We start from the raw sequence: 20624 nt of genomic DNA, 5'->3' as shown, positions 1-20624 counted from the left end.
ACCGGCCGTTCAGCGGTGATGCCCGATAAAGGCGCTGACCACAGCAGCCGGCGGCGGCCCCCCCGCGGTCGTCCGCTGGCCCTCTGTGATCGCTCAATGGCACTATGCCGCAGTTCATCCCGGACCAGATGGCGATCAGACAAGACCCGGCAGCTTTCTCGCTTCTCCCCCATTGCCGCCCGCCATGACCCCCGGCCCGGAACAAGGGGCGCAGCCCCGCCGGGCCAGCGGCCGACCGTCCCCAAGGGCGGCCGCTTCTTCGCCGGTCCGCGCCGACCGGCCGTTCAGCGGTGATGCCCGATAAAGGCGCTGACCACAGCAGCCGGCAGCGGCCCCCCCCGCGGTCGGCCGCTGGCCCTCTCTCAGCGCAAGGCAACCACGGGGGTGCAGCGCTCCGCAGCTTGCACCGTCACGGCCGTCCGCGCCCCCGCCTCAATCCTCCGCCGGATCCTCGTTGATATGGCTGGCCATGTCCTTGAGCATATCGCTCACATGCCGGTCGGAGAGCTGGTAGAACACCTGCCGCGCCTGCCGCTCCGCCCGCACCAGCCGCGCCCCGCGCAACAGACGCAGATGATGGCTCACCAGCGTCTGCGACAGATCCAGGCTCTCGGCGATGTCGCCCACCGGTTTCGGCGCGTCGAGGCAGTGGAACAGGATGCGCAGCCGCGTCGGATCGCCCAGCAGGCGGAAGGTCTCGGCCAGGATGGTGATCTCGTGCTGCGACGGCACCGGCCCGCTCATGTGGCGCGCCCGGCGATGAGGCTGGCGTCATCGGGCGTGTCGTCATGGGGATGGCCCGCCTCCTCCTGCGTCAGGCTGCACCCGCCCGGCGCGTCGCCCCAGTCAATCGCAATCGTCGCGTGCTCGATCGAGAATTCCGCGAACAGCGCCGCTTCCGCCGCCGCCACGACCGCGCGCGCCTGCGCCGGATCCTCGGGGCGGACATGCATCGTCGCCAGCACCCGGCCCGAGGTGATCGACCAGACATGGATGTGATGCACCGCCGCCAGCCCCGGCACCGCGCCCATCAGATGCGCCTCGATCTTCGCCGGCGTGGCGTCGTCCGGCGCGCCCTCCAGCAGGATATGCATCGCGTTGCGCAGAAGCGACCGGGCGCTGCGCAGGATCAGCAGCGAGACCACCACCGACAGGATCGGGTCGATCGGCGTCCAGCCCGTCGCCATGATGATGATCGCCGCCAGGATCGCCCCGACCGATCCCAGCAGATCGCCCATCACATGCAGCGCCGCGCCCTTGATGTTCACATGCTCCGAATCGCCGCGGGTCAGGATCCAGAAGGCCAGGATATTGACCAGAAGCCCGGCCACCGCGACCGCCATCATCGAACCGGCCAGCACCGGCTGCGGATCGCTGAAGCGCCGCCAGGCCTCGAACATGATCCAGGCCACGATCAGGAACAGCGTGGCGGCGTTCAGGAACCCGGCCACCACCTCGAACCGCGCATAGCCGTAAGTCCGCTTCTCATCCGCCGCGCGGCGGCCCAGCCGGAACGCCATGTAGGACAGCGCCAGCGCCGCCGCATCGGTCAGCATATGTCCGGCATCGGCCAGAAGCGCCAGCGAGCCCGAAATCAGCCCCCCGATCACCTCCACCACCATGAAGCTGGCGATCAGGAAGAAGGAGATCAGCACCTTGCGCTCATTCTCGTTCGTCACCGTCGGCGCGTGGGAGTGGTCGTGCCCGGCATGGTCATGGGCATGGCCGTCGCCATGGCTGTGACCGGGCCGATGGTCGTGGCCTTCCGGGCCGGGGGCGGACGGGCGGGGCGAATCGGACATGCGGGCTACTCCATACAGATTTGCACATATGAATATGTGATCATGTATGGGCAGTCAACCGCTGTGCCGCAGCGCGGTCAAGACGCCCGGCCGCACCGCCCAAGGCCGACGCAATCTGACAAATTCAGCGGAATATCCCGCGAGTCCGGTGTACGCGCGGTGTACAGGCTGTGCACCCGCGGTGCACGCATTGTGCGGCCCTGTTTCGCGCCGCTCAGCGCCGGAACAGCGCCGCGATCCGGTCGGCCTCTCCGGCCAGCCCCCAGGGCGGATTGACCACGAACATCCCCGATCCGACCATGCCGTGACCCGGCTTCGCGGGCGGGAATCCGACCTCCGCGCGCAGCCCCTCGGGGAAGCTGTCGCACAGCGCCTTAATCATTTCTGTCTGCAACTTGTCATCGCGCAGGATCGGGTACCACAGCGCCAGGATCCCGACATTCCATTTTCGCGCGATGTCGCGCAGAAACCCCGGAATCGCCGCGTAATCCGCCTTCACCTCATAGCTCGGATCGACCAGCATCAGCCCCCGCCGCGGGGTGGGCGGCGTCATCGCGCGGGCCATGGCAAACCCGTCCTGGCGGTGCAGCGTCGCCCGGCCCGCGACCTCCGCCAGCGCCGCGTGCTCAGCCGGATGCAGCTCCGCCAGATGCATGCTGTCGCCGTCGCGCAGGACATGCCGCGCAATCAGCGGCGATCCCGCATAGGCCTCTGCCCCGTATCGCGCCCGTATCGCCTGCAGGGCCTGTGCCAGCGGATGGTCCGGCGCCAGCCATCCCTGCGCCTCGGCCCGCCTTATCCCGGCATCCGCCTCGGCCGTCTTGCGCGCCTCGGCCGCGCCCAGATCATACAGGCCGCGCCCGGCATGGGTCTCGATATAGCTCAGCGGTTTCGGCTTGGCGGTCAGGTAATCCAGCATCCAGGCCAGCAGCGCGTGCTTGTGGAAATCGGCCGCGTTTCCGGCGTGATAGATGTGCTGATAGGAAAGCATCCCCCCTTTTTCCACGCGCCCCGCGAAAAGAAAAGCGGCGGCGCCCAGGGAGGAGGAGGGGCGCCGCCGCATCAACGCTGGCCCAGGGAGGAGGAGGGGCCGCGTATGGGTTGCGATACAGGCAGGGAGGAGGAGACGCCTGCATCGCTGTCCCCGGCCTCAGGGAGGAGGAGGGCCGGGTATGGGGTGCGACGCAGGCAGGGAGGAGGCGCCCGCATCGCAAACGTCTCACCCGGGGAGGAGGTCGGGCTGACGTATCCGGTGTTCAGCGGGCCCTCGCAGGGAGGAGGAGGGCGAGGGCCCGCTTGCACCAACAGGACCGGGGAGGAGGATCGGTCCCGTCGTATCTGGTTGGCGGCACCTCCAGGGAGGAGGAGGGGAGGTGCCGCCGCAACCCGGACCCAGGGAGGAGGAAGGGTCGGGTATTCGCGTTCTTACTTGCCCCAGGCCGCTTCGTGGGCGATCCGGGTGATCATGCTGCGGTGGATGCCCAGATCGTCCAGTTCGCGGCTCGACAGGCTGTTCAGCTCCGCAACGGTCTGGCGGTAGACGGCGCGGCGCGCGCGTGCCTCTTGCAGGCGCACGATCATCCCCATGAGGCCGGTGCCTGCAGCGCGGTCGTCGCGGGCGGTGTGGGTCAGTGTGTTCGTCGCAGCCATGTGTCTATCGCTCATCTTTCGGTCTGGTCTAACGATGCGGCCCATCCGCGTCGTTGGGATGAAGATGGCCCCAATGCTGCGATTGCACAACGAATAATGCGGCAATGCTGCTATGCAGCAAGTGCAAGACAGGTGCATGATCTCTCAACAATGTGAGAGACTTGTAGTTGAAATGTCGCAAATGACCGCGGTGAAGCGGCAGGAAACCTGACGTTTTGGGCAGGTTTCGCTGTCCGCGGGCCGAAACGGGCCGCCGCGCACGACTTCAAGCGCCATCAGGTTCCGTGTGACGCCGCGTCTCGACGTGTCGGCCGCACCCGCGCGATTTCGGTCGCGACGATGCTCGATCGGCCCCGCTCACGCCGCGCCCGGTGACATTTAAGCGGTGACGTTCGCGCTTGCGCCGGCTCAGCCGATCAGCGTCAGCGCAACCCCGCCCGTCGCGCCCAGGATCACCACCGCCCAGGAGGGCAGATTCCAGACGCTCAGCGCCACGAAACAGGCAAGGGCCAGGTTGAAATCCCGCATATCCGAGATAGCGGAGGTGAATACCGGCATATACAGCGCCGCCCCCAGCACCCCCACCACCGCCGCGTTGGCCCCCCGCAACCCGGCGCGAATCGCGTTGATCCGGCGGACCCGGTTCCAGAACGGAATCACCGCGATCAGCAGCAGGAAACCCGGCAAGAACAGGGCGATCAGCGCCAGAGTCGCGCCCGCGATGCCGTTCGGCTCCGGTCCCAGGACCGCGCCCAGATAGGCCGCGAAGGTGAAAAGCGGCCCCGGCACCGCCTGCGCCGCGCCGTATCCGGCAAGGAAGGCATCCGGCGTCACCCAGCCCGGCGCCACCACCCCTGATTCGAGCAGCGGCAGCACAACATGCCCGCCCCCGAAGACAAGCGCACCCGCCCGGTAGAAGCTGTCGATCACCGCGAATCCCTGCGACCAAACCGCCAGCAGCGGAAGCAGCAGCAACAGCCCGCAAAACGCCAGCAAGGCCGCCCATCCCTCGCCGGTCGTGACCGGCATGTGCAGCGCCGCCGCGCCCGGCTCCGCACTCCCGCGCGGCAGCGCCAGCCCGGCTACGGCACCCGCGACAATCGCGGCGATCATGCCCGCCGCGCCGGGCAGAAACGCGATCAGCGCCACGGACAGAACCGCGATCCCCGCGCGCGCAGCGTCGGGGCAGAGTTGCCGCGACATGCCCCAGACCGCTTGCGCCACGATCGCGACCGCCACGATCTTCAGCCCGCCGAGCGCCCCCGTCGCCACCGGCCCGGACACCGCCGCAGCCGACAGGCCGAAGACCAGCAACAGCAATGCCGAGGGCAGGGTAAAGGCGGTAAACGCGGCAAGCGCCCCCCACCAGCCGCCGCGCATCAGACCGATCGCGAACCCCGCCTGCGAGGAGGCCGGGCCGGGCAGGAACTGGCACAGCGCGATCAGCTCGGCATAGGAGTCGTCGCTGAGCCATTTGCGCCGAATGACAAATTCCTCGCGGAAATACCCCAGATGCGCGACGGGACCGCCGAAGGAGGTGAGGCCGAGTTTCAGGAACGCCCGGAACACCTCTCCGGCATGCCCGCCGGACGGCGCGCCGCTCATGCCGCCACCACAGCAGCGCGCGAGAGGCGACGAGCAGGGCAGACGATCGGCCCTGCGGCAGGGCTGAATAAGCTGCGAACGGTCATCCGGTCATCTTCAACGATTTCGCGTGACGCGTCATCTCGCAGATTGTCGTGGCAGTTCCGTGACATTCTGCCGACAGCGATGCGGCCGGGTTGGTGGACCGGGAAATTCCGGGAACGATCTGCGCGTAGAACTGGGAAAGCGTGGGAAACAGCCGCGAAACCCGAATCACTCCGCCGTGACTCGCCGTGATTCCGCCGGGTCTCGCGCGGCCGTCGGGCAGGAATCCGGCGCACTCGACCGGTTGAGCCGGCTTTTTTGGGAATTTCTGGGACTGGGATTATGCTGCGAGTGCAGCACCATATTTGGTATGATTTGCTACCGTCCTGCCCAAATTTGCTCGGATCGCCGCGCCGGTGCTCTGATGTTCACGAATAGTTCACGGGCCCTCGCCGGCCGGGCTTCGTGCCTTGCCCGTGATTTTCCATTGCGTCCCATAAAATCCCATGGCATCACAAGGTCACGGAGACGGGCACAAGGGGCGCTCAAGACCCCGAAGGCGACAAAGGCTTCATACAGGCACCCGCATCCGAAGACGACGGTTCCAAGCGTGTGAGCAGCACCTCCCCCAAGGTGACACCAGGAACCGGCCCGCGTCGGACGCGGGACCCAGAGATGGGAACGAGGGCGGCGGATCGGGCGGTGGCAGCGGCCCGGTCCGCCTTTCTTTTCCGGGCGGCCGGAAGGGGAGTGACGGGATCGTAGGAAAGGCTTGCCGGTGGCGCGCAAGTTCAGAGGCTCTGAAGAGGTCAAGGTGGATGGCAAGGGTCGCATGTCGATCCCGGCCCGGTTCCGCCGTATCTTCGAGGCCGGCGATCCCGACTGGAAGCCCTCGGACCGCACCCGTCTGATCGTGGTTTACGGTCCCGAAAGCTGGAAGAAACTGGAATTCTATACGGTCGAGGCGGCCGATCGGATCGACCGGGAAATCGACGCCCTGCCGCGCGGCTCGCAGCAGCGCCTGTGGCTGGAAACCCTGATGAACGGCACCGCCACCGAGGCCGAGATCGACACCGATGGCCGGCTGGTGCTGCCGCAGAAGCTGCGCGACAAGGTCGGGCTGGAGAGCGAGGCGTTCTTCACCTCGAAAGGCGATTTCATCGAGGTCTGGAACCCGGGGAATTACTCGGAGGCCAGCGGCACGTTGCAGGAGTTCATGGCGCAGTTCCCCGCCGATTTCGATCCGCGCAGCTTCCTGTCGGCCGGGCCAGCCCAAGCACCGCAAGAGGGCTAGGCCATGGCCGCGCCCGGCAGCCCCGCCACAGATCCCCATATCCCGGTCCTGATCGCGCCGCTGATCCGGGCGGTCGCGCCGGTCGAAGGCGTCTGGGTCGATGGCACCTTCGGAGCGGGCGGCTATGCGCGGCATCTGCTGGAGGCGGGCGCAGCGCGGGTCATCGGGATTGACCGGGATCCGACCGTGTTTGCGATGGCGGCGGATTGGGCCGGGCAATACGGCGACCGGCTGGAGATGGTCGAAGGGACGTTCTCCGATCTCGACCGGCTGGCATCGCAGCCGCTCGACGGCGTGGTGCTGGATCTGGGCGTCAGCTCCATGCAGCTCGATCAGGCCGAGCGGGGTTTTTCGTTCCTGCGCGAAGGTCCTCTGGACATGCGCATGGGCGGCGACGGGCCGAGCGCGGCCGATCTGCTGAATGCGGCCGATGAGACCGAGATCGCGGATGTGCTCTATCACTATGGCGAGGAGCGCGCGTCGCGCCGGATCGCGAAAGCGATCGTCGCGGCGCGTCCGCTGCGGACGACGGCAGAGCTGGCCGAGATCGTCGCCAGCCAATTGCCGCGCGCCAAGCCGGGTCAGAGCCATCCCGCGACGCGCAGTTTCCAGGCGATCCGCATCTGGGTGAATGACGAATTCGGCCAGCTTGCCGCCGGTCTGGCGGCGGCGGAGCGGGCGCTGAAACCCGGCGGCGCGCTCGCCGTGGTCAGCTTCCATTCGCTGGAGGACCGGGTGGTGAAACGCTTTTTGCAATCGCGCGCGGCCACGGCGGGCGGCGGGTCGCGCCATGCCCCGGTGGAAGAGGTCGCGGCGCCGACCTTCACCCTGCCCACACGCCGCGCCATCGGCGCGGATGAGGCGGAGCTTGCGGCGAACCCGCGTTCCCGCAGCGCCTTTCTGCGCGTCGGCATCCGCACCGAGGCGCCCGCCCGCGACATCGACCCGGGGTCTATTGCCCTGCCGCGCCTGCCGCAGAAAGGCGGGCGGAAATGAGGCCGGTTCTGTATCTGCTGGTCGCCATGGTGGTGATGTCGCTGGCCTTCTGGGCTTACCGCGAGAATTACCGCACGCAGGATGCGCTCAACGAGATGGAAGACGTCCAGTCCGACATCGCCGGGCTGCGCGAGGAGTTGGTCGTGCTGCGCGCGGAATGGGCCTATCTGAACCGCCCGGCGCGGCTGCGCGAACTGGTGGCGCTGAATGCCGACCGGCTGAACCTCGCGCCGATCACCGCAGACCAGTTCGTCGGCAGCCGCAGCATCGACTATCCGCCGCCGCCGGTGAAATACCCGCCGCGGCGGCCCGAGAATTTCGTCCCGCCCACGGACGGCGCCATCACCGACGCCGATCCGACCCCGTCCGAACAGGAGCAACAGTGATGATCCGCATCCCCCTGCGCCCGCTGGCCCGCATCCTCCGCGCCCGGGAAACCGGGCAGGATCCCGACGCGATCGAGGCCGAGAACCGCGCCCGGCGCCATGCCGAGATCCAGGACCGCGCCCGCAAGCGGGCCGAGGGGCGGCTGGTGCTGATGGCGCTCGGGTTTCTGGCGGCGTTTGGCACGGTCGGGTTCCGCATGGGCGCGCTTGCCTCCTCTGATCCGTCCGAGCCGAGGGTGCAGGCGACGGGGGCGCAGATCCTCAGCCAGCGGGCCGATATCACCGACCGCAAGGGCAGGGTGCTGGCGACGAACATGCTGACCCACAGCCTCTATGCGCAGCCGCATCAGATGGTGGATGGCAAGGGCGCGGCGGATGCGCTGGCGAAGATCTTCCCCGATCTGGACCATGAAAGGCTGGTCAAGGATCTGACCAATGACAAGCGCAAGTTTATCTGGATCAAGAAGAAGATCAGCCCCGAACAGATGCAGGCGGTGCATGACATCGGCGAGCCCGGCCTGCTCTTCGGCCCGCGCGAGATGCGGCTCTATCCCAATGGGCGGATCGCAAGCCATATCCTCGGCGGCTCTGGCTTCGGCGCGGAGGGGGTCAACAGCGCCGAGGTGATCGGCACGGCAGGGGTGGAGAAAGCCTTCGACGGCTGGCTGCGCAACCCGGCCAACGAGGGCGCGCCGCTGACCCTGTCCATCGACCTGACCGCGCAATCGGCGATGGAGGAGGTGCTGGATTCCGGCATGCGCCGCCTGAACGCCAGGGGTGCGGCGGGGATCCTGATGGAGGTGGAGACCGGAGAGATCGTCGCCATGGCCAGCCTGCCGGATTTCAACCCCAATGACCGGCCGCGCCCGGCGCTGAAGGGCGATCCGTCGGACAGCCCGCTGTTCAACCGCGCGGTGCAGGGGCAATACGAGCTGGGCTCGACCTTCAAGATCTTCCCGGTCGCGCAGGCGATGGATCTCAAGCTCATCAACCCCAACACCCACATCAATTCGCGCAGCCCGATGAAGATCGGCAAATACAAGATCAACGACTATCACAATTACGGCCCCAGCCTGTCGGTGACCGATATCATCGTGAAATCCTCGAATGTCGGCACGGTGCGGATCGCGCAGATGATCGGCGTCGACCGGCAGAAGGAATTCCTGGACGAGATGGGGTTCTTCGATCCCACCAGCCTGGAAATGGTCGAGGCCCCCACCGGCCGGCCGATCGTGCCGGAGCGTTGGCCGGCGGTGACGGCGGCGACGGTCAGCTTCGGTCACGGGCTGGCCGCCAGCCCGCTGCACCTGGCCGCGGCCTATGCCACGCTGGCCAATGGCGGGCGCAAGGTCTCGCCCACGCTGGTCCATGGCCGCAAGCGGGCGGCGGGCGAACAGATCGTCTCGCCGCAGGCGGCGAAGCTGTCGCTGGGCCTGCTGCGTCAGGTGGTCGAACGCGGCACGGCGCGATCGGGCAATGTCGAGGGCTACGAGATCGCCGGCAAGACCGGCACGGCGGACAAGCCGCGCCCCGGCGGCGGCTATTACGACAACCGTGTGGTCGCGAATTTCGCCGCCGTCTTCCCCTATGACGATCCGAAATACGTGCTGGTCGTCACGCTGGACGAGCCCACCGCGGTGCTCGGCGGCGGCGAGAGCCGGGTGGCCGGTGCGACCGCCGTGCCGGTCGCGGCCGACGTGATCGCCCGCCTTGCCCCGGTGCTGGGGCTGCGCCCGGTCGGCACCAAGCCGCTGCCCGTGATTGAAGCGCCACCCGAAACTAAGGTAAAGCTCGCCGTGAACGAGTGACGGAGAGATCATGCAGCAAGGCGTCAAGCGGCTGTCCCGGCTGGGGCTGAACGCAGTCGGCGGCCGGGACCCGGAAATCACCGGGATGTCGGTCGACAGCCGCAATTTGAAGCCGGGGCATCTGTTCGCGGCGCTGCCCGGCTCTGCCATTCATGGCGGCGAGTTCATCCCCTATGCGCTGCGCATGGATGCGGCGGCGGTGCTGACGGATGCGGCCGGGGCGGCGCTTGCCGCGGAGCAATTGCGCGGCTGGGACGGCGCGCTGATCGTCGTCGAGGATCCCCGCGCGGCCCTGGCCGGCGCTGCCGCGCTGTGGTTCGGGCGGCAGCCCGAGACGGTGGTGGCCGTGACCGGGACGTCCGGCAAGACCTCCGTCGCCAGCTTCACCCGCCAGATCTGGCAGGCGCTCGGCCACAAGGCCATCAGCCTGGGCACGATGGGGGTGCAGGGCGATTATGAGGCCAAGCTGGCCCATACCACGCCCGAGCCGGTGACGCTGCATCGCGTCCTGTCCGAGGCGGCAGCGAACGGGGTGACCCATGCCGCGATGGAGGCGTCCTCGCACGGGCTGGATCAGCGCCGGCTGGACGGGGTGGAACTGCTGGCCGGTGCTTTCACAAATTTCAGCCAGGACCACCTGGATTATCACGCGAATTTCGACGAATATTTCGCCGCCAAGGCGCTGCTGTTCAATCGCGCGCTCGAGGCGGGTGGCACGGCCGTCATCAATATCGACGGCGCGCGGGGCCGGCAGATGGCCCGGATCGCGCAGGACCATGATCTGGCCGTCATCACCATCGGTCAGCAGGAGGAATGCGATTTCCGCATCCTAGGGCAGCGATATGACGCGACCGGGCAGGAGCTGCGCTTCTCCTGGCGCGGGCAGACCCATATGGCGCGGCTGAGGCTGATCGGCGGATTCCAGGCCGAGAACGTCCTGGCCGCCGCGGGGCTGGCGATTGCATCGGGGGATGCGCCCGACGCGGTGATCGGCACGCTGCCGGATCTGGTCACGGTGCGGGGCCGGATGCAGCTTGTCGCACAGCGAGAGAATGGTGCTGCCGTGTTTGTCGACTACGCCCACAAGCCCGGCGCGGTGATCGCCGCGCTGCAATCTCTGCGTCCGCATGTGATGGGCCGGATCATCGTGGTGCTGGGCGCGGGCGGCGACCGCGACCGGGGCAAGCGTCCGCTGATGGGCGAGGCGGCACGCCAACATGCCGATCTGGTGATCGTCACCGACGACAACCCGAGATCCGAGGATCCGGCGTCGATCCGGGGCGAGGTGATGGCCGGGGCCGGGGCCGAGGCCGTCGAGGTCGGCGACCGGGCCGAGGCGATCCTGCGCGGCGTCGATGCGTTGCAGCCGGGTGATGCGCTGCTGATCGCGGGCAAAGGGCACGAGACCGGCCAGATCGTCGGCAGCGACGTGTTCCCCTTCGACGACGCGGAACAGGCCTCGGTGGCGGTGGCCGCCCTGGACGGGAAGATTTGATGGCCTTGTGGAATTCGGAGGATGCGGTCCGCGCAACGGGCGGCAGAACCACGCGCGACTGGCGGGCCCAGGGGGTCAGCATCGACACGCGCTCGATCCGGCAGGGCGATCTGTTCGTGGCGCTGACCGACCGGCGCGACGGGCATGAATTCGTCGCGCAGGCCCTGGAAAAGGGCGCGGCCGCGGCACTTGTCAGCCGGGTGCCGGAGGGCGTGACCAAGGATGCGCCGTTGCTGATCGTCGATGACGTTCTGGATGCGCTCGGCGATCTTGGCCGGGCAGGGCGCGCGCGGATGCAGGGCAAGGTCATCGGCGTGACCGGGTCGGTCGGCAAGACCTCGACCAAGGAGATGCTGCGCGCGGCGCTGTCGAAACAGGGCAAGGTCCATGCGGCGGAGGCGTCTTACAACAACCATTGGGGCGTGCCGCTGACGCTGGCGCGCATGCCGGTGGACAGCGATTTCGCCATTATCGAGATCGGCATGAGCAACCCCGGCGAGATCGCGCCGCTGGCCCGCATGGCCCGGCCGCATGCGGCGCTGATCACCACCATCGCCGCCGCCCATATGGGCGCCTTTGACGGGCTGGAGGGGATCGCGCGCGAGAAGGCTGCCATCTTCGAGGGGCTGGTGCCGGGTGGGGCGGCGATCATCCCCACGGGGCTCTCCACCACCTGGCTTCTGCGCGATGCCGCGGATGCGGCCGGCGCGCCGATCCTGAGCTTTGGCGATGAGGGCGAGGCCCGGCTGGTCTCCTCTGCCGTCGAAGGCGAGCGGATGGATCTGCGCGCCACCTTGTCGGGCAAGCCGATCAACTTCTCGCTGCAATCGGTCGGCACGCATTTCGCGGCAAACGCGGTCGGCGTGCTGGCCACGGTCAGCGCCATCGGGGCGGATGTGATCGAGGCGGCGAAATCGCTGTCCGACTGGCTGCCCCCGCAGGGCCGCGGACGGGTCGAGGAGCTGGGCGAGATCCGCCTGATCGATGATGCGTTCAACGCCAATCCCAGCTCCATGCGGGCGGGGCTGGCCACGCTGGCCCTGCTGCCCGGCGTGCGCCGGGTGGCGATCCTGGGCGACATGCTGGAGCTGGGACCGGCCGAGATCGAGGATCACCGCGGCCTCGCCTGCGACGCCGCCATGGCGTCGGTGGATGTGGTCCATGCGGCAGGCCCGCTGATGCGACATCTCCATGACGCGCTGCCGCCGGAAAAGCGCGGGATCTGGGCGGAAACCGCCGATGAGCTGGCCGCGCGTCTGGACGAACTGATCCGTCCCGGCGATACGGTCATCGTTAAGGGCTCCAAGAGCTCGTATATCAGCCGCGTCGTGGATGCGATGCGCAAGGCCGGGAACACGGTCGGCAGAACGAGGGCGTAAGACAATGCTGTACTGGCTGTCCGAACTGAATGGCGGGGACGGGGTGTTCAACCTGTTCCGATATATCACCTTCCGCGCCGGCGGCGCGTTCTTCACGGCGCTGCTTTTCGCATTCATCTTCGGCAAGCCGCTGATCGACTATCTGCGCCGGGTCCAGAAAAAGGGCCAGCCGATCCGCGATGACGGGCCGGAGGGGCATTTCGTCAAGGCCGGCACCCCGACCATGGGGGGCATATTGATCCTGTCGGCGCTGCTGGTGGGCACGCTGATGTGGGCGCGGCTGTCCAACGCCTATGTCTGGATCGTGCTGATGGTGACTTACGGCTATGCCGCGATCGGGTTCGCGGATGATTACGCCAAGGTGTCGAAACACACCACGCACGGGGTCTCGGGCCGCACCCGCATGGCGCTCGGCTTCGGGCTGGCGCTGCTGGCCTCGGCCTGGACGATGTTCCTCCATCCCGCCGGGCTGACCGGGCAGGTGGCGTTTCCCTTCTTCAAGGATGCGCTCTTGAACATGTCGATCCTGTTCGTGCCCTTCGCGATGATCGTGATAGTCGGCGCGGCCAATGCGGTGAACCTGACCGACGGGCTGGACGGGTTGGCGATCATGCCGGTGATGATTGCGGCGGCCACGTTCGGGGTCATCGCCTATATGGTCGGCAACGCCAATTTCGCGGATTACCTGGGCCTGCACGGCGTGCCCGGATCGGGCGAGCTGGTGATCTTCGTTGCGGCGCTGATCGGCGGCGGGCTGGGGTTCTTGTGGTATAACGCCCCGCCCGCGGCGGTGTTCATGGGCGATACCGGCAGCCTTGCGCTTGGCGGGGCGTTGGGCGCCATTGCCGTCGTCACCAAGCACGAGATCGTGCTGGCCATCGTCGGCGGGCTGTTCGTGGTCGAGGCGCTGTCGGTCATCATCCAGGTGCTGTATTTCAAGCGCACCGGCAAGCGGGTCTTCCTGATGGCCCCGATCCATCACCATTTCGAAAAGAAGGGATGGAAGGAAAGCCAGATCGTCATCCGGTTCTGGATCATCGCACTTGTGCTCGCCCTAATCGGGCTGGCCACGCTGAAGCTGCGGTAGACCGATGATCCCCGTCCAAGGCGTCACCGGCCAGACCATCGCCGTTCTGGGCCTCGGCCGCTCCGGCAAAGCCACCGCCGCCGCGCTGAAGGCGGGCGGGGCGCATGTCGTCGTCTGGGATGACGGGCAGGAGGCCCGCGCGCAGGCCGAGGCCGAGGGGTTGGAGCTGCGCGATCTGAACCGCGCCGACGCGTGGGAGGGGATTGCGGCGCTGATTACCTCGCCCGGTATCCCGCATCTCTATCCCGATCCGAACCCGGTCATCGCCCGTGCACTCGATCTGGGTGTGCCGGTCGACAACGATATCGGGCTGTTTTTCCGCAGCTTTGCCACGCCGGACTGGGACAACTTCGGGACGACGCCGAAGGTCATCACGGTGACCGGCTCGAACGGGAAATCCACGACCACGGCGCTGATCCATCACATCCTCACCAGCGTCGGTCGGCCCGCGCAGATGGGCGGCAATATCGGCACCGGCGTTCTGTCGCTGGAACCGGCCCATGACGGCGAGGTGGTGGTGATCGAGCTGTCCTCCTATCAGACCGATCTGGCGCGCGCGCTGACCCCGGATGTGGCCGTCTTCACCAATCTGTCGCCGGATCATCTGGACCGTCACGGCGGACCGGGCGGCTATTTCGCGGCCAAGCGCCGGCTCTTTGCCGAGGGCGGGCCGGATCGCTGCGTGATCGGGGTCGATGAGGTCGAGGGGCGCTATCTCGCCAACCAGATGGGGCAGGGGCCGGGCGATGACCGGGTGATCCGCATCTCCTCCGGTCAGAAGCTCGAGAGATTCGCCTGGGGCGTGTTCGCCCGCAAGGGGTTTCTCAGCGAATACCGCAAGGGAAGGCAGGTGGCGTCGGTCGATCTGCGAGAGATCACCGGCCTGCCCGGCGCGCATAACCATCAGAACGCCTGCGCGGCCTACGCGGCCTGCCGCGCCATCGGCATCGCCCCGCGCGAGATCGAGGCGGCGTTTCGCAGCTTCGGCGGCCTGCCGCATCGCAGCCAGACGGTGCGCGAACTGGACGGCGTCCGCTATGTCAACGATTCCAAGGCCACCAATGTCGATGCGGCGGAACAGGCGTTGCAGGCGTTCAAGAATATTCGCTGGATCGCGGGCGGGCTGGGCAAGGATGGCGGCATCGCCGCGCTGCAGCCGCATCTGGGCCATGTGGTCAAAGCCTATCTGATCGGTCACTCGGGCCCCGATTTCGCGCTGCAACTGGCGGGCACGCCCTATGAGGTCTTCGACGGGATGGACGCGGCGCTTGCGCGGGCGCATGCCGAGGCGCTGCCGGGCGATACGGTCCTGCTGGCGCCGGCCGCTGCCAGCTTCGACCAGTATCCGAATTTCGAGAAACGCGGCGAGCATTTCACCGCGCTTGTCAACGCGCTTGGGTCGTAAGGGCGGTCAGGGGCGGCTGGCGGACAGGAACTGCGCCGACATGAACCCGGTCCGGCCCTGACCGTCGCGCAGCTCGATCCAGTCGCCATCCCGCGTGCCGATCGCCGTCACCATCTGGCCGCGCGACAAGCGGCCGACCACCTGATCGCTGGTGGAGGGTCCGGCGCGGAAATTCACCGTATTGCCTGTGACATAGAGCGTATCGGTCGGCGCGTCGGACAGGGTCTCCTGCGGCTCCTGCCCGGCGAATTCGGGCGAGGGGCGCAGATCCGGCCCGGCGAATTTCGGCTGCTGCTCAGGCGTCTGCTCCACCGCGGCGGCGCTTTCTTCGGCGGCGCGTTCGGCCGCTGCCTCTGCCGCTGCCTCGGCATCCGGGCTGTCGGGGTCGGGCGTGCTGGCGGCGGCCGCCTGCGGTTCGGGCTGCGCGACGCGCCGCCCCTCGCCATCACCGAAGACGGTCAGCACCACGACGAACGCCAGAAGCGTCAGGAAGATAAGTTTGAACATGTTCCCTCACCCGTTAACCATAATATACGGCATCTTGACGCACCGCGATACGCTGGCTGAACGCTTCTGCCGTGACAGCCGTTCCGCGAAGATCGGCCGGGCGGGAAATTCCGACTGGACCGGCTGGGCCGCGCGGCCTAAATCCGTCCCATGTCTGACGATCTGACCCCCGAGCCGCCCGAGAACCTCAGCGCCGAGCCGTTGTCGCGTGCCATTGGCGAGCGCTATCTGACCTACGCGCTGTCCACGATCATGAACCGGGCGCTGCCCGATGCGCGGGACGGGCTGAAGCCGGTGCATCGCCGCATCCTGTATGCGATGCGCGAATTGCGTCTGGCGCCGAATGGCGCCTTCCGGAAATCCGCCAAGATCGCCGGCGACGTGATGGGCAATTACCACCCGCACGGCGACGCCGCGATTTACGATGCCATGGCGCGGCTGGCGCAGGATTTCGCCATGCGCTACCCGCTGGTGGACGGGCAGGGCAATTTCGGCAATATCGATGGCGACAGCCCCGCTGCCTCGCGCTACACCGAGGCGCGTCTGGCCGAACCGGGCAGTGCGCTGATGGACGGGCTGGCCGAGGATTCGGTGGAGTTCCGGCCCAATTACGACGGCACGCTGACCGAGCCGGTGGTGCTGCCCGCGGCGTTTCCGAACCTGCTGTGCAACGGCGCGTCCGGCATCGCGGTGGGCATGGCCACGAATATCCCGCCGCATAACCTGCATGAGGTGATCGACGCCTGCCTGCATCTGATCAAATCGCCCGATGCGCGCGACGATACGCTGCTGAATTTCGTGCAGGGTCCGGATTTCCCCACCGGCGGGGTGCTGGTCGAGGATGCCGAGACCCTGCGCGAGGCCTACCGGACCGGGCGCGGCAGCCTGCGGCTGCGGGCGCGGTGGACGCAGGAGGATCTGGGCCGCGGCACCTGGCAGGTGGTGGTCACCGAGATCCCCTATCAGGTGCAGAAATCCAAGCTGATCGAGCGGCTGGCCGAGCTGATCCAGCTGAAGAAGATGCCGATCCTGGCCGATGTGCGCGACGAATCCGCCGAGGATGTGCGCATCGTGCTGGAGCCGAAGACCCGCAGCGTCGATCCGGCGCAGATGATGGCGGCGCTGTTCCGCGCATCCGACCTGGAGACCCGCTTCGGGTTGAACATGAATGTGCTGATCGACGGCCGCGTGCCCAAGGTCTGCTCGCTCAAGGAGGTGCTGCGCGCGTTTCTCGATCACCGGCGCGAGGTTCTGCTGCGCCGCTCGCAGTTCCGGCTGGGCAAGATCGAAGCGCGGCTGGAGGTGCTGGAGGGCTATATCGTCGCCTTCCTGAACCTGGATCGCGTGATCGAGATCATCCGGTTCGATGACGATCCGAAGGCCGGTCTGATTGCGGAGAACTGGGGTGCCGCGACGGGCTACACGCTGCATCTGACCGAGGTTCAGGCCGAGGCAATCCTGAACATGCGCCTGCGCGCGCTGCGCAAGCTCGAGGAGATCGAACTGCGGGCCGAGCGCGACGCGCTGCTGGAAGAGCAGCGCGGGCTGGTTGCGCTCGTGGCGGATGAGGGGCTGCAATGGGGCCGCATCACCGAAGAGCTGCGCGAGGTGCGCAGCCAGTTCGGCAAATCGGCCGATGGCGGCATGCGGCGGACCGAGATTTCGGCCGCGGCGAACGAGCAGCCGGTCAATCTGGACGCGATGATCGAGCGCGAGCCGGTGACGGTGATCGTGTCGAAAATGGGCTGGATCCGCGCCATGAAGGGCCATCAGCCGCTGGAGGCCGAGGTCAAGTTCCGCGACGGCGACGGCCCGTTCATGGCCTTCCACGCCGAGACCACCGACAAGCTGGTCCTCTACGGCTCGAATGGCCGGTTCTACACCTTGTCGGCCAATGACCTGCCCGGCGGGCGCGGCCTGGGCGAGCCGGTGCGGCTGATGGTCGATCTGCCCAACGATGCGGCGATCATCGATCTGTTCCCGTGGCGCGAAGGCGCGAAATATCTGCTGGCCTCCAGGGCCGGGGATGGGTTCGTGGTGAATGCCGCCGACATCATCGCGCAGACGAAATCCGGCAAGCAGGTGCTGAACGGTCATGCGTTGCTGTGCCGCCCCGTTGCGGGCGATCACGTCGTGACGGTGGGCGAGAACCGCAAGATGCTGGTCTTTGCGCTGAGCGAATTGCCTGAGATGTCGCGCGGCAAGGGGGTGCGGTTGCAGAAGTTCAAGGATGGCGGCCTGTCGGATGCGACCTGCATCACCCTGGCTGACGGGCTGCGCTGGCAGGAAAGCGGCGGTCGCACGAGAACCGAGGCCGATCTGGGCGAATGGCTGGGAAAGCGCGCGAGCGCCGGACGCATGGCACCGCGCGGCTTTCCACGCGACAACAAGTTCAACTGAGCGTCAGCGGGGGTGTCACGCCATGGCCGATGGTCAGCAGGGCGGGATGATCCCGCCCTGCGTCACAGTCAGGCGTTCACGTCCTTGGGAATGACAACCGGCTCCGATGTTTCGGCCGATTTGTCATGCGGAACGCCCGTGCAGCCGGCGGATGCCGGAAGTGCGGCCAGAAGCGCAAATCCGGCGGCGGCTGCCGCGGTCAGGAGTTTGGTCATGACATTGCTCCTTTCGTGCAGGTCACGTCAGGGCCTTCGCGGCGCCGCGATCAGACGCAGCGCCGTGGGATCATTATCACATGCCGGCGCGATTCGATCAATGCAATGCCCCCGGCGGGGGAGGCCGCGGGCACAACCGCTCAGTCGCGGTCCTTCACCAGCTTGCGCCCGGTCAGCATGGGCTTGACGAGATCCTCCCGCTTCCAGAGCCGGTAGAACAGGATGATCGCCAAGTGCAGCAGCACCAGCACCAGCACGATATTCGCGCCCAACTCGTGCCAGTCCACCGCGCCGGTGCTGACATCGGACCCGACATAACCGGCCAGCGGACCGACATTGATGTAATCCTCGGGATCCGAGATCAGCCCGGTCGTGACCTGCCCGGCCAGCACCGCCAGCATTGCGATGACCGACAATGCACCCAGCGGGTTGTGGCCGGGCCAGTAGCTTGGCTCGCGCAGGAACATGTGACGGGTGTAATCCGACACCTTGCCGGGACCGCGCAGGAAACTGGAGAAACGCGCGGGTGCAGGCCCGACGAAGCCCCAGACCAGCCGAAAGATCAGCAGCCCGGCCACTGCATAGCCGCAATAGAAATGCAGCGTCATCACATCGGGGCCGTATTTCCCCAGCAGCCAGGCGGCAATCACGAAGACGGCGAGCAGCCAGTGGAACAGCCGCAAGGCCGGATCCCACAGGCGGATCTCGCGCGGTGTCCGGCCCGGCTCCGCCATGCTCAATCCCGGTAGTCGTCGTGGCAGGCCTTGCAGGCCCCGCCGAGTTGGCCGAGCACCGGGCCGATATTGCCCTGGCCGCCCCGGACGGCATCGCTGGCCCCGGCCGCCGCCTCACCGAGCGCGGCGAACTTGGCCTCGAAATCGTCGCGGTTTTCCCAGATGGCGGGCAGCGCGTCGGTATTCTCCGCCTCGGCGTTGGAACTGCCTTCGATGAAATGCATCGGCACGAAATATTGTGTCAGTGCCTCGATATTGGCGGCATGGCGCGCGACCAGTTCCTCGTCATACTCCATGTCGCCCTTCGCCATGGCGGATAGCGCGCCCATATTGGCGCCAAGCAGCGTATAGAAGCTCTGCCGGGCCTCGATGGCCTGGCTGACGGGATCGTCCTGGGCGGCCGCGGCAAGCGGCAGGACGGCAAGAGCACTGGCGAGGATGAGCTGGCGCATTTCAATTCCCTTTCATGGCGTGCAGGCGGCGCCCGTCCGTCACGAGATACGGTGCCACCGCCGGTTGGCAGGTTCACTCTGCCTGGCTGACATGACAAATCAATGCGCAAACGCCGCCCGAAGTTCGGGCGGCGGTGAAATTATTGTCAATTGACAGCAGACGGATCGCGTCAGGCGATCCATTCGCGTCAGCTATAGAGGTTCTGGACGCCGACCTCGTCATGGATCTGGTTGATCGTCTGCGGCTGAAGTCCAAGCGCCTGCGCAAGCTGATGCAGATACTGCGCCTCCTCCTGGCTGTCGAAATCGATCGCCATGATCGACATCAGATAGACCTGCGGCTCCAGCCCTTTCGGCACGTCGCGGGCGAGCGCCTGCGCATCGACGGGGGCGGCCATTTGTTCGCGGATGAACTGGCGCTCCTCCTCGTCCAGATCGCCGAGTTCGCCCAGAAGGCGGTCCTTCTCGGCATCGTCGATCTTGCCGTCGGCCTTGGCGGCCTGGATCATCGCGCGCAGCATCAGCCCGGCCACGGCATTCTGTTCCGCGGTGGGAGCGACCTCCGGCTCGCCGCCATTGCTGAGCGAGTCGTTCAGCAGTTCCCCGAAGGAGGCGTCATTCTGTTCCTGCGCCCCACGGCTGGCCAGCCCGCCCGCGGCCGCACCGCCCAGCATGCCACCCAGCAGATCACCGAGCCCGCCACCCTGTCCGGCGCGCGTGCTGCGGCTGCCGCCCGAGACCTGGTCAAGGATGCCGCCGCCGCCGGCGCTGCGGCCGGAATTGGTCAACTGGTCGAGGATGCCGCCAAGCCCGCCCGACGCGCCGGTCGAGTTCGGCCCGCCATAGCGCCGCCCGGTTCCGCTGCCGCCCGACTGGCCGCCCAGCAATCCGCCGAGCAGATCACCGATCCCGCCGGAGGACGACCCCTGCGAGCCGCGGGTGAGCTGGTCAAGCAGCCCGCCGCCGCTGCGCCGCGACCTGGTGGATGTCCGGCCCTGCTGGTTGTTTTTCATCACGCTGCTCAGGCCTTTCGCCAGGATCACGCCTCCGGCGACGCGGGCGAGGGTTTTCATCAGACTCATCTTGGTCCTCCAATCAGAACGGATGCCGCGGATCGGTCCGCGGCATGATGCGGAAATGGAACGCAAATCCAGCCCCCCGGTTCCGCCACGGGACCATATAACAAGCGGGCCCGGCTGCACTTGATTTTTCGTGAATCAGCTTTTATTTCCGCGTCCGATACGACAACCGGGGAGCGGACAGCCATCTGCCCCGATCAAGGAGGCCTCAATGGCAAAAGCTAAGTTTGAACGGAACAAGCCGCACGTCAACATTGGCACGATCGGCCATGTTGACCACGGCAAGACGACGCTGACCGCGGCGAT

General features: G+C 67.1%; 20 protein-coding genes. 10 read left to right on the top strand and 10 right to left on the bottom strand.

The genetic code is table 11. The annotated features are described in order from the left end of the window. Window positions 1-432 precede the first annotated feature (432 nt). From BLT73_RS10410 to chrA, 5 genes are all read right to left on the bottom strand, one after another. The gene (locus tag BLT73_RS10410) at window positions 433-744 is read right to left on the bottom strand and encodes an ArsR/SmtB family transcription factor (protein ID WP_090523661.1); all 312 of its coding nucleotides are present in this window, start codon (window positions 742-744) and stop codon (window positions 433-435) included. Beyond that, window positions 741-1802, bottom strand: coding sequence for a cation diffusion facilitator family transporter (locus BLT73_RS10405; protein WP_090523660.1), 1062 nt, complete (start codon window positions 1800-1802; stop codon window positions 741-743). The genes BLT73_RS10410 and BLT73_RS10405 overlap by 4 nt, the downstream gene beginning before the upstream one ends. A 214-nt stretch (window positions 1803-2016) precedes the next feature. Then, window positions 2017-2793 carry a 23S rRNA (adenine(2030)-N(6))-methyltransferase RlmJ gene (locus BLT73_RS10400; protein ID WP_090523658.1) on the bottom strand — a complete coding sequence of 259 codons (777 nt, stop codon included), beginning with the start codon at window positions 2791-2793 and terminating at the stop codon, window positions 2017-2019. Between the two features lie 434 nt (window positions 2794-3227). Further along, the gene (locus BLT73_RS10395; protein WP_425438816.1) at window positions 3228-3467 is read right to left on the bottom strand and encodes a DUF1127 domain-containing protein; all 240 of its coding nucleotides are present in this window, start codon (window positions 3465-3467) and stop codon (window positions 3228-3230) included. A 393-nt stretch (window positions 3468-3860) separates the two neighbouring features. Further along, window positions 3861-5057, bottom strand: coding sequence for a chromate efflux transporter (gene chrA, locus BLT73_RS10390; protein ID WP_090523657.1), 1197 nt, complete (start codon window positions 5055-5057; stop codon window positions 3861-3863). A gap of 802 nt (window positions 5058-5859) precedes the next feature. Between chrA and mraZ the strand changes: the two genes are divergently transcribed. Genes mraZ through murD form a run of 8 tightly spaced genes read left to right on the top strand, consistent with a single transcriptional unit; the run spans window position 5860 to window position 14931 of the window. Further along, window positions 5860-6375, top strand: a complete 516-nt coding sequence (mraZ, locus tag BLT73_RS10385) for a division/cell wall cluster transcriptional repressor MraZ (protein ID WP_090523950.1) — start codon at window positions 5860-5862, stop codon at window positions 6373-6375. Window positions 6376-6378: 3 nt separating this feature from the next. Beyond that, window positions 6379-7371, top strand: coding sequence for a 16S rRNA (cytosine(1402)-N(4))-methyltransferase RsmH (gene rsmH, locus BLT73_RS10380; protein WP_090523655.1), 993 nt, complete (start codon window positions 6379-6381; stop codon window positions 7369-7371). Next, window positions 7368-7757, top strand: a complete 390-nt coding sequence (gene ftsL / locus BLT73_RS10375) for a cell division protein FtsL (protein ID WP_245727243.1) — start codon at window positions 7368-7370, stop codon at window positions 7755-7757. The genes rsmH and ftsL overlap by 4 nt, the downstream gene beginning before the upstream one ends. Next, window positions 7757-9565, top strand: a complete 1809-nt coding sequence (locus BLT73_RS10370; protein ID WP_090523653.1) for a peptidoglycan D,D-transpeptidase FtsI family protein — start codon at window positions 7757-7759, stop codon at window positions 9563-9565. Before ftsL ends, BLT73_RS10370 begins: the two co-directional genes overlap by 1 nt. 10 nt (window positions 9566-9575) lie before the next feature. Continuing rightward, entirely contained in the window at window positions 9576-11060 is a 1485-nt protein-coding gene (locus tag BLT73_RS10365; RefSeq protein WP_090523652.1) for a UDP-N-acetylmuramoyl-L-alanyl-D-glutamate--2,6-diaminopimelate ligase, read from the top strand. Then, the gene (locus BLT73_RS10360) at window positions 11060-12439 is read left to right on the top strand and encodes a UDP-N-acetylmuramoyl-tripeptide--D-alanyl-D-alanine ligase (RefSeq protein WP_090523650.1); all 1380 of its coding nucleotides are present in this window, start codon (window positions 11060-11062) and stop codon (window positions 12437-12439) included. Before BLT73_RS10365 ends, BLT73_RS10360 begins: the two co-directional genes overlap by 1 nt. Before the next feature lie 4 nt (window positions 12440-12443). Continuing rightward, window positions 12444-13526, top strand: coding sequence for a phospho-N-acetylmuramoyl-pentapeptide-transferase (gene mraY, locus BLT73_RS10355; protein WP_090523648.1), 1083 nt, complete (start codon window positions 12444-12446; stop codon window positions 13524-13526). Window positions 13527-13530: 4 nt separating this feature from the next. After that, on the top strand, window positions 13531-14931 hold the full coding sequence (murD, locus tag BLT73_RS10350; RefSeq protein ID WP_090523647.1) for a UDP-N-acetylmuramoyl-L-alanine--D-glutamate ligase: 1401 nt from the start codon (window positions 13531-13533) through the stop codon (window positions 14929-14931). 6 nt (window positions 14932-14937) lie between these two features. On the opposite strand, the gene BLT73_RS10345 is transcribed toward murD, so the two are convergent. Further along, window positions 14938-15438: an SH3 domain-containing protein gene (locus BLT73_RS10345; protein ID WP_090523646.1), complete on the bottom strand. Its 501-nt coding sequence runs from the start codon at window positions 15436-15438 to the stop codon at window positions 14938-14940. A 150-nt stretch (window positions 15439-15588) separates the two neighbouring features. On the opposite strand from BLT73_RS10345, the gene parC reads away from it, so the two are divergent. Then, entirely contained in the window at window positions 15589-17838 is a 2250-nt protein-coding gene (parC, locus tag BLT73_RS10340) for a DNA topoisomerase IV subunit A (RefSeq protein WP_090523645.1), read from the top strand. A 68-nt stretch (window positions 17839-17906) separates the two neighbouring features. Here the strand turns inward: parC and BLT73_RS17300 are convergent, their stop codons facing one another. The 4 genes from BLT73_RS17300 to BLT73_RS10325 form a co-directional block, all read right to left on the bottom strand. Further along, complete coding sequence (locus BLT73_RS17300) at window positions 17907-18053, bottom strand: hypothetical protein (RefSeq protein WP_176805038.1); 147 nt, start codon at window positions 18051-18053, stop codon at window positions 17907-17909. Between the two features lie 140 nt (window positions 18054-18193). Then, window positions 18194-18787, bottom strand: a complete 594-nt coding sequence (locus BLT73_RS10335; protein WP_090523643.1) for a cytochrome b/b6 domain-containing protein — start codon at window positions 18785-18787, stop codon at window positions 18194-18196. A 2-nt stretch (window positions 18788-18789) separates the two neighbouring features. Continuing rightward, window positions 18790-19239: a c-type cytochrome gene (locus BLT73_RS10330; RefSeq protein ID WP_090523642.1), complete on the bottom strand. Its 450-nt coding sequence runs from the start codon at window positions 19237-19239 to the stop codon at window positions 18790-18792. 188 nt (window positions 19240-19427) lie between these two features. Beyond that, window positions 19428-20321: a tellurite resistance TerB family protein gene (locus BLT73_RS10325; protein ID WP_090523640.1), complete on the bottom strand. Its 894-nt coding sequence runs from the start codon at window positions 20319-20321 to the stop codon at window positions 19428-19430. 208 nt (window positions 20322-20529) lie between these two features. Here BLT73_RS10325 and BLT73_RS17030 point away from each other — a divergent pair. Next, the coding region (locus BLT73_RS17030; protein WP_018590913.1) for a GTP-binding protein at window positions 20530-20624 on the top strand (95 nt) is incomplete at its 3' end.

The sequence above is a fragment of the Paracoccus isoporae genome (genome assembly GCF_900101865.1).
Lineage (GTDB): Bacteria > Pseudomonadota > Alphaproteobacteria > Rhodobacterales > Rhodobacteraceae > Paracoccus > Paracoccus isoporae.
The sequence above is the reverse complement of the archived record's forward strand: the minus strand, read 5'-3'. Positions and strand labels throughout refer to the sequence as shown.

Excerpts from the sequence above, each read along its gene's own strand:
- BLT73_RS10410 (WP_090523661.1), bottom strand. The coding sequence starts at position 744 with ATGAGCGGGCCGGTGCCGTCGCAGCACGAGATCACCATCCTGGCCGAG.
- BLT73_RS10405 (WP_090523660.1), bottom strand. The coding sequence starts at position 1,802 with ATGTCCGATTCGCCCCGCCCGTCCGCCCCCGGCCCGGAAGGCCACGAC.
- BLT73_RS10400 (WP_090523658.1), bottom strand. The coding sequence starts at position 2,793 with ATGCTTTCCTATCAGCACATCTATCACGCCGGAAACGCGGCCGATTTC.
- BLT73_RS10395 (WP_425438816.1), bottom strand. The coding sequence starts at position 3,467 with ATGAGCGATAGACACATGGCTGCGACGAACACACTGACCCACACCGCC.
- chrA (WP_090523657.1), bottom strand. The coding sequence starts at position 5,057 with ATGAGCGGCGCGCCGTCCGGCGGGCATGCCGGAGAGGTGTTCCGGGCG.
- rsmH (WP_090523655.1), top strand. The coding sequence starts at position 6,379 with ATGGCCGCGCCCGGCAGCCCCGCCACAGATCCCCATATCCCGGTCCTG.
- ftsL (WP_245727243.1), top strand. The coding sequence starts at position 7,368 with ATGAGGCCGGTTCTGTATCTGCTGGTCGCCATGGTGGTGATGTCGCTG.
- BLT73_RS10370 (WP_090523653.1), top strand. The coding sequence starts at position 7,757 with ATGATCCGCATCCCCCTGCGCCCGCTGGCCCGCATCCTCCGCGCCCGG.
- BLT73_RS10365 (WP_090523652.1), top strand. The coding sequence starts at position 9,576 with ATGCAGCAAGGCGTCAAGCGGCTGTCCCGGCTGGGGCTGAACGCAGTC.
- BLT73_RS10360 (WP_090523650.1), top strand. The coding sequence starts at position 11,060 with ATGGCCTTGTGGAATTCGGAGGATGCGGTCCGCGCAACGGGCGGCAGA.
- mraY (WP_090523648.1), top strand. The coding sequence starts at position 12,444 with ATGCTGTACTGGCTGTCCGAACTGAATGGCGGGGACGGGGTGTTCAAC.
- murD (WP_090523647.1), top strand. The coding sequence starts at position 13,531 with ATGATCCCCGTCCAAGGCGTCACCGGCCAGACCATCGCCGTTCTGGGC.
- BLT73_RS10345 (WP_090523646.1), bottom strand. The coding sequence starts at position 15,438 with ATGTTCAAACTTATCTTCCTGACGCTTCTGGCGTTCGTCGTGGTGCTG.
- parC (WP_090523645.1), top strand. The coding sequence starts at position 15,589 with ATGTCTGACGATCTGACCCCCGAGCCGCCCGAGAACCTCAGCGCCGAG.
- BLT73_RS17300 (WP_176805038.1), bottom strand. The coding sequence starts at position 18,053 with ATGACCAAACTCCTGACCGCGGCAGCCGCCGCCGGATTTGCGCTTCTG.
- BLT73_RS10335 (WP_090523643.1), bottom strand. The coding sequence starts at position 18,787 with ATGGCGGAGCCGGGCCGGACACCGCGCGAGATCCGCCTGTGGGATCCG.
- BLT73_RS10330 (WP_090523642.1), bottom strand. The coding sequence starts at position 19,239 with ATGCGCCAGCTCATCCTCGCCAGTGCTCTTGCCGTCCTGCCGCTTGCC.
- BLT73_RS10325 (WP_090523640.1), bottom strand. The coding sequence starts at position 20,321 with ATGAGTCTGATGAAAACCCTCGCCCGCGTCGCCGGAGGCGTGATCCTG.